This window comes from Microcoleus sp. T3_D1, assembly GCF_036700405.1.
In the GTDB taxonomy this organism is placed as follows: domain Bacteria; phylum Cyanobacteriota; class Cyanobacteriia; order Cyanobacteriales; family Microcoleaceae; genus Microcoleus.
Genome location: NZ_JAUBOV010000001.1, coordinates 204,991 through 218,663, shown reverse-complemented (window position 1 = coordinate 218,663; position 13,673 = coordinate 204,991). Strand labels below are relative to the sequence as shown.

Here is a 13,673-nt window from a genome sequence, read left to right as displayed (position 1 = left end):
GCAGTAAAGGTTAATCTAGATTATCGGTTGTGTGGGGGCGGGTTTATATAAATTGTTGGCGGGGATTAAATATTATTTGTAAAACCCGCCCCTACAGGCCATCGTAGGGGCGGGTTTCACCAACCATTTATGTTAGAAACCTACCATCTCAAAAACCCGCCCCGCCCAACGACAAATCCGCAATTAGTAATATCATCGCAGTTCGATCGCCCTCACCCTTCTCTCACAAAATCAAACAATCGGTGAGCCATTTCTAGCTTGCTGCAAGAGGCTATTTCTACTTGCTTCCCGGCGGCATTAATTAATATTGCTTGATTGGTATTGCTGCCAAAACCTGCACCTATTTGATCGATCGGGTTTGCGGCAATTACATCCAGTTTCTTCGATCGCAATTTCTCCAAAGCAGGCTTGACAATATCCCCTGTTTGTGCTGCAAACCCGATTAATTTTTGGTGCGGCTGTTTCAATTTTCCCAACTCTGCCACAATATCCGCTACCGGTGCCAACGGTAAACAATTCGGGAGCGATCGCTTCGGCAATTTTTCACTACTGTACTCAGCCGGCTTCACATCCGCTACCGCCGCCGCCATCACCGTCAAATCCGCCTCCTGAAAGCATTGCAGCATCGCCTGCCGCATTTCTTCTGCACTCGCAACTGCGATCGCCCGCACACCTGAGAGCGGCAATTCGCCAGTTATACTGTGTACCAGCGTCACTGTCGCGCCGCGGTGTTGTGCAGCTTGCGCCAAAGCTATACCCATTTTGCCACTGGAAGGATTGCCGATAAACCGCACCGGATCGAGGTGTTCCCGCGTTCCTCCCGCACTGATCAACACCCTAATGCCCGCTAAATCGCGATCGCCCTTCGCATACAACAGCGATTCAATATGAGGCAAAATCTCATAAGGTTCTGCCATGCGGCCAACACCGGCGCGATCGCACGCCAGCATTCCCGCCCCCGGATTCGCAGCATGATAGCGCCGATAAGTCAACACTTCCCGCCAATTCCGCTGCACCGCCGGCTGTTCCCACATATCCGTATTCATCGCCGGTGCCAGCAAAATTGGGCAATTAGAAGCTAAGACAGTATTAGTCAACAAATTATCAGCAAAACCCCCCGCCAACTTAGCCAAAGTATTAGCTGTCAGGGGAGCAATTACAAAAACTTCCGCCCATTCTCCGAGTTGAATATGCAGGGGGCGCCCGTGATTTGCTTGCCAAAAATCTTTGTCAGTAAAAGCAGGATGGCGGCACAGAGTAGCAAAAGTCAAAGGCGTGACAAACTCTCCAGCCGCATCAGTAAGAATAGCTTTAACTTCCGCTCCAGCTTTCGCTAAAGTTGAAACTACTTCGCAAACTTTATAAGTTGCAATCCCGCCACTAACGCCGATTAAAATTCGTCTGCCTTTCATGTCATACCATTTTAGATTTTAGATTTTAGATTTTAGATTTTAGATTTTAGATTTTAGATTTTAAATTGGGAATGACTGATGAATACCAGGGTTGAGAGCTGGCCTACATTCACATTCTTTTTTGAAACGGGTGTCATTTTTTAATAAAAAAGAATCAAGAAAGAAATTAAGATAAACACAGGCTAAAATCCCTAATTCATCTGTTTAATCCGCAACAAAAGATGCTGCTAACTTCTTCCTCAATTCCGTCGAAAATTTTGAGCTAGATTTTTCAGTCTATGCTTCGTCGTAGGCTTCCATATCCAGAAGGTGGAGATAAGGTTCAACCAGCTCCGGCCGCTGAAAAGCAAGCGATCGCAACAAATGCCAATCATTCAATCCCTCAAAAGGATCTGTATAATCGTCAACTTCCAAACGGACAGCCAATTCTGCCACGTCCTGAGAAGTAAGTACAGCTATATCGCGCGATGCTTTGGTTAAAGTTTTCATTTTTTTCCCCTGCCCGAGACTTCCGCCATACTATATACTAAACCTTTAATCAGATTTCGACACAGTTTCTACAACAAAACTTCGCATTACCTCTATAACTTCCGGCCGAATCTCGTGTCCCATGTTAAATTCTCGATACTGCACCGCAGATCCCCAAGCCGTCAAACTCTCGCGCGATCGCACAGCAGCACTAACAGGCACAATAGTATCTTGAGTACCGTGTACGATTAAAACAGGGGGCAAAACACTCCCAGCAACTGGCGAAATCTGGTGTAAATAACCGCTCAGACAAATTAAACCAGCTAGGGGCAAAGTCAATCCCACATCTAGAGTCATCGCTCCGCCTTGAGAAAAACCACCTAAAATCGTGCGAGACAAAGGCACGCCCGTGGTGCTTTCCAAAGACAGCAAAAATTCCCTCAGCAATTGCCGGCTTTCTACCAATCCCTGAGCGTCTTTGGTTTGAAGGTTATACCACGCTTTGCCACTCATTACCTGGGGATGGGGAAAGGGGGCATCGGGAAACACAAACTGATAATCCGGCAAATTGAAAAAGGGTGCTAAGGAAGTCAAATCCCGAGCATTAGCACCCCATCCATGTAAAGCGACCATCAAAGCGACAGGTTGGCGATCCGTTGTGGGCGGTATGCTAATAGATTGTAAAGACATCGTAGTTAATAATTGGTAATCTGGCCTTGCTACAATTATAAATTGTTACGACGGGTAAAAACCCAGATATTTGTTTTCGGCCATATTCCACTGAAATTAGCACAGGTTTGCTAATAACTATAATAGTTGACTGTTGAGTGTTTACTGTTAAGAGTTAACCGTTGAAAGTAGAGTGCGAAATCCGAAACTTTCCCAAGTAGAGTGCGGATAGTTCACCTTTTCTAAACAGGAATTAGGGAGCATCTCCTATTGGTAAAAACACTTCTTCTGACTCCTTCCTTCTGCCTCCTTTCTTCTTCCTCTTTCCTCCTGCCTCCTGCCTCCTGCCTCCTTCTTTCTTCCTCTTTCCTCCTGCCTCCTGCCTCCTGCCTTCTGCCCCCTCCTGCCTCCTGCCTCCTGTCTCCAATTTATAGCTGGGCTGCTTCCATTGAGATGCTCGCAGCTAGACTCAGCTAGAAGCGAGATTTGTTCCGCTAATTCCAATTGACCGAAAGCATCCAGGATACAAACCCCCGGATTCATCCGTCCAGAAATAAAAAACCTGTATCCGATGAAACTTGCCGAACGTATTTATCGGTGGGGTCGCCTCTAAAATCTAAAATCTAAAATCTAAAATCGATTGGCACCTACCGCAGGTGAAACCTTAGAAACAGATTGCTGAGACTGTTGCCGCACCGGCACCTCAATCCAGAATTCAGTTCCCTCTCCCGGAGCCGATACACACCTGAGCGAACCTTGATGTTTGTCCACTATTTGATAGCAGATAGACAATCCCAATCCCGTACCTTTGCCTACAGGCTTGGTAGTAAAAAATGGATCAAATAAACGTTTTTTAACATTCTCCGTCATGCCCGTTCCATTGTCAGCGATTCGCACGCATACACAATTAGAACTTAAAAGTTCAGTGCGAATCCGAATAGTAGGTAAAAATGCAGAACTAGAGGCGTTTTTTTCGAGTATTTTTGGATTTTCTGGGTCAGATAAAACATCAATAGCATTGCTCAAAATATTCATAAATACCTGATTTAATTGTCCCGCCCAGCACTCCACTAATGGCAAATTTCCGTATTCTTTGATGAGTTTAATGCCAGAAAAATCAGCTTTGGGTTTCAGCCGACTCTCCAAAATCATCAAGGTGCTGTCAATGCCTTGGTGAATGTCAACCGACTTCATGTCAGCTTCATCCAAGCGCGAAAAATTCCGCAGAGAAAGCACGATCTGGCTGATCCGTTGAGCACCCATATTCATAGAGTTTAGGATTTTAGGCAAGTCTTCACTGATAAACTCCAAATCAATATCTTTTAGTTTCGCTTGCACTTCGGGCGTTGGGTTGGGATATTGCTGCTGGTATATTTCCACAAGTTCCAGCAAGTCTCTAGTATATGCGCCTGTATGGATCAGGTTGCCAGAGATGAAGTTGACAGGATTGTTAATTTCGTGGGCAACTCCAGCCACCAACTGCCCCAGGCTGGACATTTTTTCAGTTTGGATTAGTTTAAATTGAGCTTCCTGCAAATTTTTTAGTGCTGTTTCTAGTTCAGCGGTGCGCTGTTTTAGTTGAATTGTGCGATCGTACACTTGCTGTTCTACTTTTGCAGTACGTTCTAGAGACATCAACAGGTAAATCGTCAAGCTGCCAGTCATCAATAGCCCGATCGCGCCAATTGCCAGCGAACCCTGATGCGTCCTCATACTTTTGTACCCCTTTCCAGGCAAAACTAGCAGCATCCACTGGCGGTCTGCTACGTTAAATAGGCGAGTGCAAGCACTAGGATTTTGACAGATTTTTCCCCGCAAATTAGTTAACTCTGGCTTTTCGTGTTTTGGGTTATCTATCAACTGCTTAGCTTGTGAGTCGTAGCGCACCAGAAAGCGTTCTTTCTCTATAGCAGAGTTGTCATAGAGGTAAAAATTAATGTTGTCTAAATTTAGTGATTCTAAAGAGGAATCGACCATACTGGTGATCTGAAACAGACCCGCAATAACTCCCATGAGGTTTTGGCGGCCGTTGACCGAGTTATCTGCAGAAGTTGTGCGGCGGGGTACTGGTAGAAATACTTGCAATCCCGGTTGATTGTTGCTGACTAATCTAATCCGCGCGGAAGCCGCTATTTTCCCGGTATTCACCGATTTCTCTAAAGCTGTTTTGCGATCGGGGCTGGAGGCAACATCAAAACCGATCACTTTGTTATCTTCTTCTAATGCTTCTCTGTAAATAATTGGAAAATATTCCGATCGCACTTTTGCTTTGACCTGCTTTTTGTCAGGAGTTCGTTCGTAAATTTGAAATGTCGGAAAATCTTCGGCTCGAATTGTCTGTTCGTAAGCTGTTTTTTGGGCAGCCGGCACGCGGCGAATCCAGTTAACAGAATGTATAGCAGTATTTCGGGCAAGGGCAGGTTGAGCGAATTGCTTAAAATCTTCTCTGGTAACTTCAGTAGATGCCCTGTAGAATGCTTCAAGTGAGTACAGAACTTCTAAATTTTTATTGATGCTTTGCTGCAATGCCACATTCAGGCGATCGGCTTGCTGATGAAATTCCGCTTGGATTCGTTGGTGTTCCGAATGCCACACAACGGCTGCGGCTGCCAATGACAAACTCGTACCGGTGCAAAGAGTCAGGGCTGCTGGAATGTAACGACGGTGCGACTGTAAACTTTCGGTCAGCGAATTAAACCAATTGCTCGCAACATTCATATTTCCACACCTTCTGCCACCGGAGTGCAATTCGTTTAAGGACTTGTGAAATTCCTTGATAGCACGAAGGGCAGCGCACAAACGAGATTGTTTAAAAACTTACGATCGCAGCAATAGGAATTACCGTAAGAAACCCAATTTCTACGAAAATATTGGTGTGGTAACGAGAAAGTTGGGAAGAAAGCGGGTTTTTACGAATAGTGTATCTACGACGGAGGAATTGAAACCAATTGTAACTAAGTGTAACGAACAAACCAATTGTAACTAAGTGTAACGAAGCCAGTTCTAATCTGGGCCCTCCCAACTTCCTCCCCCGGAAGAACCGGGGAACAAGAAAAAGCCTTGATCTGGTGGGGCGGGTACTCAATACCCGCCCCACAAAGCCAACTTAAATGTGGAACAGCTTACAAAACAGTCCCTATTTCCTTCAAATAAACCCGTGTAAACGGTTCATCATCCCCCAGAGTATACTGTTCGATCAACCCTTGGCGGCGAATAGAAATACTATTTCCTTCCCTCATCACAACAGTATCGTCATCAGTGCTTTCTCTGACCAACATCATCTCAGTTTCTCCCGGATTGTCCAGCACCACCATATTGCTCCCCCCATAAAACATTCCCTCAGCTTCCAAAATATTTCCGGGATATTCAGCAATTAACAAATCGAGCTTGGGATTCCGCAGCAAACTTTGGACGTTAAGATTGTAATTGTTATTCAAAACTTTCTCAGAACGGTTGACAAAAAGTCCCCCGCGACAAACAGCACCGATCGTCCAATCGGGATGCTGCAACAGAATGTGGTCGATTGTTTCTTGTAGGTCATGTACCGAAATTCGGTTGAAAGTAATAATCGGAATTCGGGCCGATTTTCCCGAGTGAAAGAAAGTTTCGATAATATGCGAAGGCACATCAACACCTTCGCCGACAGCCGGGTTGAGGTGCATAAAAATTCCCGGCGCGGCATTGATTTCGAGAATCCCAAAATTGCCTGTTTTCCAAGATTTAGCGAGAGTTTCTGTTATTACATCAACCCCCAAACAAGCTAACCGAAAATGTAGGGCGATATCTTGAGCCAAAACAATGTTATCCGGGTGAATATTGCGGGTAGCGTCGATGCTGACGCCGCCGGCGGAAAGATTGGCGACTTTGCGGAGATACACAATGCGATCGCGCTCTAGGACACTATCCAATGACAGCCCTTGTTCTGCCAGATACATTTCCATCGCTTCGTCAGACTGAATTTTGCTCAGAGCCGAAGTGGGCGTATCCAAACGTTGGGGTTTGCGGTTTTCACGGCGGATCAATTCGCGAATTGTTGATTCGCCATCACCTGTTACCCAAGCGGGTCGGCGTTCAGTTGCCGAAACAAATTTGCCGTCAACGCACAACATCCTAAAATCCGATCCTTTGATGCTGTTTTCCACAATTATTCGCACCGGTTCTGTTTCGGGAATTGCCTTAACAGCTCTTTTAAAAGCGGCCTGCAATTCCTCACCATCTCGGACATCTGCTGTTACCCCAATTCCTTTATGACCGACTACTGGTTTGATAGCAACTGGGTAGCCAATGTCTTTAGCAACTGCCAGAGCTCCGCTTTCTGTGGAGACGATATCGCCTTTGGGAACCGGAAATCCTAATGTAGCGAGAAAAGCTTTACAATCGTCTTTGCGCGTGGTAAAATCTGAGTCTAAATGGCTGTCAGAATCAAAAGTAGTTGCAGAGCCGCGCACGAGTTTTTTGCCGTAACCGTATTGCATCAATCCTTCATCCCACAAATAAAATACGGGAATGCCTTTTTGGGATGCCGCTCGCATTAACGAATAAACTGTCGGGCCTCCGTAAACTGACTGCCGGAACATATTTTGCAGCGCGTCTATTTGTGCATCCAAGGGAAAATCTTGATTTTGATTGATGGCTTCAAACCAATCCCAAACAGCGTAAACTACCGATCGGGCGCTGCGGGCGTGAACTGCTTCTATGCTGATTCTGCTAAACTGAGAAAACGGCTGGATTTTCCAGTGTTGGAAGTGCAAACCCATGTCGAGTTTTGCTACTTCTGAGGCGGTACGGCCGAACAGTTGGGCGTGGTTCGAGAAAGTTTCGTGCAGGAGTTGCGGGTAGCGATCGCCAATAATTTCCTGGTAATGTTCGATCGGCAAAGGTTCGCTCGCGCCCGTCAGTGCCAAGTCGAAAACTAAAGCCGCTGTTCCTAAATAAGGGTTAGGCCCCATATAGTGTTTGAAGTTGAAAACATCAAAAATATCGGTTTTTCGAGCATTGACGCGGGCTGTTTCGGTGCTTTTTTCTTGCAGCATTTTATAACCTCCTTTGAGCTAATTTTTTACGGTAACTTTATAGTCGGTGCATGGGATACTACCTGCGGGCATAGATATTCCAGCAGTGAGACAAATACTCCGACCAATTCTGCCTTCAGTATTGCCCGAAAGGGGGAGTGGGAGAGTAGGGGAGATGGGGAGAGGGGGAGAGGCTGAGAGTGGGAAAATATTCCCTCTTCCTTCAAGATCTGACTAAGCATAGATGACTAAGCATAGATGACTAAGCATAGATAACTAAGCACTTATGACTAATGACTACTTCTTTCCCCCCTCCCAAAAAAAAGCTATAACTTTTGAGAGGTACACTCTGTACTTATAATTGTTTATGACAGTGAAAGAAAATTTAAGAGGCAGCAAATTATGAAGATCGCACAAACTGCTCTCAGGGACAAAGTTCACCACTTAGCTGAGGAAGCATTTCACCGGAAGCTAATTTCTGGCTACGGCGATGGTCAAAACAGCAACGAATATCAGATTGTCTGGAACGGCAAACCCAGACACCTACCTTTAGAACGGGCGAGTACCATATTGAGCAATTTGATCGATCGCTCGCACTAACGGGCGATCGGACTAATTGAGGACTCACGCTCATCAATCCGATCTCTACGAGCAATCAGAGGAGGATTAGCGAAGAATCGGACCAGAAACCGGATTGATCGCCCCGCGCGCGTGGGCCCTGTAATTTAAGCTCCTTTCTTGACCCCCCCTATCTCCTGTTAGGGGGGGTAAGTTTGTTTTCTCGATCATCAAGGATGAGCTAAATAGATAGTCCTAGACGCAGAAACCGGTTTTTTTTACCAGTCCCGGACGCAAAAGCTTTCTCAAAAACCGGGGTTTCTCAGTTAAGCTGAGATGTTGCACCATTCTCAATAAGCTTTTTATGAACAGGCAAGATGCCTGTTCCACAAAGAGTGAATTTTCTTGTGGAACAGGCCGGACAGCCTGTTCTTGAGAATGGTGCAAGATGTGAGTTAAGGTTTTCCGTTCACACGCAGAATTTTTGTTCCTATTTCCGGTTTCTTTAGTCTAGTGCCTCCAGGACTGTTTAACAAAAACATCATTACAGCCAGGAGCAAGAGTAAACTCCCATATCACCCTTGCTGTGTCCGTCCTGCAGGGGTAGAAGTGTGAGATGTTTTTGGTATCTAGATATACCTTTTGGCCGTTTTCGGAAAAAAGAAGTTTGTGTTTTAGTGAAATTATTAATAAATTAACAGTGGAGATAATATGGCGAGCAACGAAATTCAGGGGAAGTTGCTAATTATTGGTGGTGCCGAAGACAAAGAGGGGGACTGCAAAATTCTGCGGGAATTCTTGCGCTGCGCCGGAGGCACTAAAGCCCACATTGTTGTCATGACGGCTGCGACAAGCCTGCCGGGAGAAGTAGGAGATAATTACATCCGACTGTTTGAGCGACTCGGCGCTGAAGATGTGCGAGTTGTTGACACCCAGAAACCCGAAGATGCCAACAATCCAGATTATTTAGAAGCGATCGAACAAGCCACTGGCATATTCTTTACCGGCGGAGATCAAGCGCGGATTATTAACTGCTTGAAAGACACAAAACTCGACGCAGCTATGCACAAACGCTACTCTGAAGGGATTATCATTGGGGGCACCAGTGCCGGCGCGGCAATGATGCCAGACGTGATGATTATTGAAGGAGACTCGGAGACAAATCCCCGCGTTGATGTGGTAGCAATGGGGCCGGGAATGGGTTTCCTTCCAGGAGTTGTCATCGACCAGCATTTCGCCCAGCGAGGTCGTCTGGGACGCTTAGTTTCCGCACTCTTGCTGCAACCTGCCGTGTTGGGATTTGGTATTGACGAAAATACAGCTATTTTAGTCCACGGTGACGAGTTGGAAGTCATTGGCGCAGGCGCTGTAACTGTCATCGACTCGTCTGAACAACTCCACGACAATCTGGAGGGACTGTTGAAGGATGAAGCTTTGGCGATTTGCGGGGCCAAGTTGCACATCCTCCCCCACGGATATCGGTTTAACTTAAAAACTCACCAGCCGGTGCTCCATAACGTAGAAACTACAGCAGACAGGGAAAGGGCGATCGCCTAATTTACTTGCCACTGGCAAACATCTTAAAATTATGTAAGGTGGGCACTGCAAACCTTACCCACTCTACCAAGTAGGATGGTTAAAAACCCAGTTGCTCTCTCCACAAGTAATAAAAAGAAGAGGATTTTACCTCTTCTTTTATTGCTGCGGTTTCGGGTTTTTTAAGCACTTTTCTGTTCGCCAAAAATCGACTGCTGCCCTTCTGCGGTCGATATTAAATTCCACCCTTGAGTTCTCAGCTTCTGATATGTTGCCCATCCCTTAGAACCACCTGGTTCCCGGTAGTCGGATACAGCGAACTGCGGAAAAGCTGTATAAGGCCGCCACCCCTGACGGGCATCGGTGCGTAAGTGCAATATCTTTTCTCCATTGCGTCCCAATCTGGGCAACCAACACATTTGTTTTAGCATTTTTAACACTCCAGAGTTTTACAGTAACGGTAATTCGCCAACATCCCACATTAAACTTTTAGAGCCTTAGAGCCACTGCTCGGAATATCTAACGGGTAACAGGGACGAATGAGATTTTCACCAATTACCAATTACTGAGGTAGCAGCAGTCGTTAAAGCTGATTTTTGTTCTACAAAGTTTACCAGTCAAAAACTATAAAACAAGTGATACCAAGACATAAGCAAAAATAATCATTGCTATTCTCGGCTCAAACTTGCCTTAAAGTCGGAGGAAAACCCAGTTGAATAAAGGATTCATGGTTCTGGTTTCCCTTGCCTTACAATTACACGCTCATCCTCGCTGTTTCCGCATAAAATGACATCTTTCTACGGTATTATTCCTATCGGCTAAAAAATGTTTCTTTAGTTACAAATGTTAAATATTGACCACGATTTATCTAGTTATCAAAAGTTAAATTAATTTTCATACAATACTTCGGACAGTTTTTGATAGCCCACCGTAGAATTAGGGTTTCACGGCTCCAAGGCAAGTTCGCTACCAACGGAAAATCTAGGGTTTCAGACTACTAGACCTCTTGCAAAAATCCTTTCATCAATTGATGGGACGGGCCGGAGAGCCCGTCCCACAAGAGTTATTTCTTCTTGTGGGACGGGCCGGAGAGCCCGTCCTAATTATTTTTGCAAGAGGTCTACTAACTAAAAACAGTCCGGACTATTTTTCATAAACAGCGCTTAATAATTTTTAGTTACTTTAACTACATTTTTGATTAAAATCTGGCCTCCGCGTGCGGGAGCATCTCAATGAAAGCAGCCAAGCTAGAAATTGGAGTTAGGAGTCAGGAGCCAGGAGCCAGGAGAAAAGAGTCAGAAGGAAGAAGGAAGGAGCCAGAAGAACTGTTTTTACAAATATGAGATGCTCCCCCGCGTCCTGGTGCGTAGTGTGCACTACTAAATCCTCCGGCTGCCCACTGTACACCTTACAACATAAGAGTTACAGGGTTAACTCTTAACAACGATGGCGACAGATTTGCAAAATTGTAAAAATCAATACTAATCACACTTATAAGTTCTGCAAACAAGCTATTCATAGCCGCTGCAATTGAATTCAAACTCTTTGCTTCCAACAACAAAGCAGCTACACTGCTCGGCTTCTTTTCCTTTCCTTATGGAAAAAATTTCCTTAGAAAAAAATGACAGAGGTTATTTCCGCACTAAAATTCAGGGCGTTGCTTAATCAGGGTATGAAAAAAAATAAGTTGAAAATCCCGAAACTTTGTAGATACTGGTTTCTATGACTTGCATATTTAGCCTTTCATACCATAAATCAGCAACGCCCTGCAATGGTCTTTGTTGAAAAATCAGCCCAATCATGAGTTGTGGGAATACTACAAACACGTGATTCGGCTGCGGCAACATTTGCCGGCACTTTATACCGACAATATTGAATTTATCCACGAAAATCCCGAAGCCAAAGTGCTGGCTTATTACCGCTGGAGCGATGAGGGAACGCGAGCAGTAGTTGTCGCTAATTTTTCGGATACTTATCTATCTAGTTACTGCATTCCTAAGTTTCCGGCTGCGGGAACTTGGCACGAGTGGATGTACAACAAAATAGTAGAAGTTGGCGAAGAAGGGTTTAAGTTTGATTTGCCGGAATGGTCAGCGCAAGTATTTGTTTGAGAGCGGGAGAATTATGTCTCCAGGCAGATGATCGGGGAAGTTGTACAACAGTAAATTGTATTTAGGATGGGCGCACCAAACTCAACAAACCGGGTTTTGCTACCGGGGTGGATGGCTGTAACGATACTTTTTTGTAAAAAAACTCGGTTTCTGCATCCAAGAGTGCGATCGTAATTCCTGGTATTGAGAATAGCAATTACAGGGCGATTTGCCAACCGTGAATTAACACGTCAATTAACACGTCAATTAACACAAACTTTGTCGGAGGACAAACTCTATGGGCTGGCTAAAAAGATTGTTTGGTTTAGAAAAAAAAGACAATCAAGAAACTGTTGACGCTCCTGCTTACCAAGCACCTGTAGCTGAATCTCAAGCTCAAGCTCAACCTGCTGCGAGCGCTCAGACAATCCCGCCGGAACGCATGGGATTGAATGGAGAATACGATCAAAGCGGTTTAGCTAAACGGGTGGCTCAGGCTTTCGATGCCAATCCAGATGTTGCGGATATTGAGACTGTTTATGTGGCTCAACTTGGCACTACGGTGGTTCTCAAAGGTACAGTTCCCAGTCAGGAAATTGTCAACAGGTTGGTGACAATTGCTAAAGGTGTTAAGGGGGCAACTGGGGTGCAAACTAATGAAGTTACTGTCGGCTAACGCGACGGTTATTTCTAACAGTTAGCAGTTAGCAATTAACAGTTAATTTAACTGCTAACTGTTTACTGCTCACAGTCTTTTTTATCTATCATGGTTTTAATAAAAAATATGACAGGGGAAACCTTAGAACCTACTCGGGGGAAATTAGAACGGACTCTTTCGCAGGGAATTCAAGCTTTGTACCGCTCTCAACTCGGACACCCAACGAGTCAGGCGCTCTGCAATCTTTTTGATAACAAATTGATAATTGTTGTCGAAAATGGGCTTACTCAACCCGAAAAACTGCTGGCTCAGAACGGTCAGGAAGATTTGGCTTTGCAGGTGCGAACACAATTAGAATCTGTGCTGGAATTGCCACTGAAAGAATTAATCCAAAACGTTTTGGGCGTGGGAGTCACTGATTTGCTCCGCGATGCGACCTTGGAGACAGGCCGCACTGGAACGATCGCAATTTTGGACTCTGCACCTCAAGTTCGTGATTCTAATTATAATAAATCTAAAACTCAACCAAAAGCAGTGGAGAGTTGAGGTGCTGGCGGATAACTGTTTCTAAATCTTTGATGTTAAAAGGTTTGGAAAGGTATTCCACGCAGCCTGCTTGGAGAATTCGAGCGCGGTCTTCTGGTTTTGCTAGTGCTGTGACAGCAACAATCGGAATATGTCGGATCGCGGGGTTTTGTTGGGCGCGCTTTACTACTTCCATACCGTCTATATCCGGCAGGCAAATGTCGAGTACGATTAGGTCGGGTTGTCGATCGACTGCTGCTGAAAGAGCTGTGTACCCGTCCACTGCTCCCACGCACTCGCAGCCGAATAAATCGAGTATTTGTGTCAGCAGCTCTAAGTTGTCAGGATTGTCGTCTACAGCCAACACTAAAGGACGCTTGTCAACCGGGGGTTGACCGCTAGTAAAAGACGAGGATTCCAATTTATTGTTCCAATGAGGGTAGTTCATAAATGCCGATCGACACGATCAAAAAATTTGTTACCGAGGCATTCTTTAAGTGGCGCTGGGGCACTTGAAACAGATTGGCTCGTATTTGTAGCTCTCCGATGACCAGTTTTGGGTCTAAGCCGATACAATATCGGTACAAGCGGGGGCAAAACGACCGCAGTTGGTTAACCCCAGAGCATCTGCTTAATTCTACCTCTCCCAGCGTCAATTACCAAGGCTGAGACCCTCTTGGTGCGTCAGCCTTGGTAAAAATACGCACTAAATACGGAAAATATTACCAATCAAGCATCCTCGCTT

12 protein-coding genes are annotated in these 13,673 nt (G+C 45.3%); 5 read left to right on the top strand and 7 right to left on the bottom strand.

Going from position 1 to position 13,673, the window contains the following annotated elements; translation table 11 throughout:
- Window positions 1-212 precede the first annotated feature (212 nt).
- From coaBC to QT992_RS00915, 5 genes are all read right to left on the bottom strand, one after another.
- Entirely contained in the window at window positions 213-1,412 is a 1,200-nt protein-coding gene (gene coaBC / locus QT992_RS00935) for a bifunctional phosphopantothenoylcysteine decarboxylase/phosphopantothenate--cysteine ligase CoaBC (protein ID WP_333337075.1), read from the bottom strand.
- 276 nt (window positions 1,413-1,688) lie between these two features.
- Window positions 1,689-1,901 carry a protein IsiD gene (isiD, locus tag QT992_RS00930; RefSeq protein ID WP_006632739.1) on the bottom strand — a complete coding sequence of 71 codons (213 nt, stop codon included), beginning with the start codon at window positions 1,899-1,901 and terminating at the stop codon, window positions 1,689-1,691.
- A gap of 45 nt (window positions 1,902-1,946) precedes the next feature.
- Window positions 1,947-2,570 (bottom strand): alpha/beta hydrolase, encoded by a 624-nt coding sequence (locus QT992_RS00925; RefSeq protein WP_333314868.1) that lies wholly within the window; start codon window positions 2,568-2,570, stop codon window positions 1,947-1,949.
- Window positions 2,571-3,179: 609 nt separating this feature from the next.
- Window positions 3,180-5,267: a CHASE domain-containing protein gene (locus QT992_RS00920; protein ID WP_333376351.1), complete on the bottom strand. Its 2,088-nt coding sequence runs from the start codon at window positions 5,265-5,267 to the stop codon at window positions 3,180-3,182.
- 404 nt (window positions 5,268-5,671) lie between these two features.
- Complete coding sequence (locus tag QT992_RS00915) at window positions 5,672-7,582, bottom strand: ATP-binding protein (RefSeq protein WP_333376349.1); 1,911 nt, start codon at window positions 7,580-7,582, stop codon at window positions 5,672-5,674.
- A gap of 381 nt (window positions 7,583-7,963) precedes the next feature.
- On the opposite strand from QT992_RS00915, the gene QT992_RS00910 reads away from it, so the two are divergent.
- Both QT992_RS00910 and QT992_RS00905 read left to right on the top strand, forming a co-directional pair.
- Entirely contained in the window at window positions 7,964-8,161 is a 198-nt protein-coding gene (locus tag QT992_RS00910; RefSeq protein ID WP_333376347.1) for a hypothetical protein, read from the top strand.
- A gap of 669 nt (window positions 8,162-8,830) precedes the next feature.
- A complete protein-coding gene (locus tag QT992_RS00905; RefSeq protein WP_333376345.1) occupies window positions 8,831-9,676 on the top strand; it encodes a cyanophycinase in 846 nt (281 codons plus the stop codon).
- Window positions 9,677-9,837: 161 nt separating this feature from the next.
- On the opposite strand, the gene QT992_RS00900 is transcribed toward QT992_RS00905, so the two are convergent.
- Window positions 9,838-10,086 carry a hypothetical protein gene (locus QT992_RS00900; RefSeq protein WP_333145102.1) on the bottom strand — a complete coding sequence of 83 codons (249 nt, stop codon included), beginning with the start codon at window positions 10,084-10,086 and terminating at the stop codon, window positions 9,838-9,840.
- A 1,350-nt stretch (window positions 10,087-11,436) separates the two neighbouring features.
- On the opposite strand from QT992_RS00900, the gene QT992_RS00895 reads away from it, so the two are divergent.
- From QT992_RS00895 to QT992_RS00885, 3 genes are all read left to right on the top strand, one after another.
- Window positions 11,437-11,766: an alpha amylase C-terminal domain-containing protein gene (locus QT992_RS00895; protein ID WP_333376343.1), complete on the top strand. Its 330-nt coding sequence runs from the start codon at window positions 11,437-11,439 to the stop codon at window positions 11,764-11,766.
- 277 nt (window positions 11,767-12,043) lie between these two features.
- Window positions 12,044-12,421: a BON domain-containing protein gene (locus tag QT992_RS00890; RefSeq protein ID WP_333376341.1), complete on the top strand. Its 378-nt coding sequence runs from the start codon at window positions 12,044-12,046 to the stop codon at window positions 12,419-12,421.
- Between the two features lie 108 nt (window positions 12,422-12,529).
- Window positions 12,530-12,949 carry a DUF2294 domain-containing protein gene (locus QT992_RS00885; protein WP_333376339.1) on the top strand — a complete coding sequence of 140 codons (420 nt, stop codon included), beginning with the start codon at window positions 12,530-12,532 and terminating at the stop codon, window positions 12,947-12,949.
- Here QT992_RS00885 and QT992_RS00880 read toward each other — a convergent pair.
- Window positions 12,918-13,376 carry a response regulator gene (locus tag QT992_RS00880; protein WP_333314879.1) on the bottom strand — a complete coding sequence of 153 codons (459 nt, stop codon included), beginning with the start codon at window positions 13,374-13,376 and terminating at the stop codon, window positions 12,918-12,920. The two genes, QT992_RS00885 and QT992_RS00880, sit on opposite strands and share 32 nt — an antisense overlap.
- Window positions 13,377-13,673 lie beyond the last annotated feature (297 nt).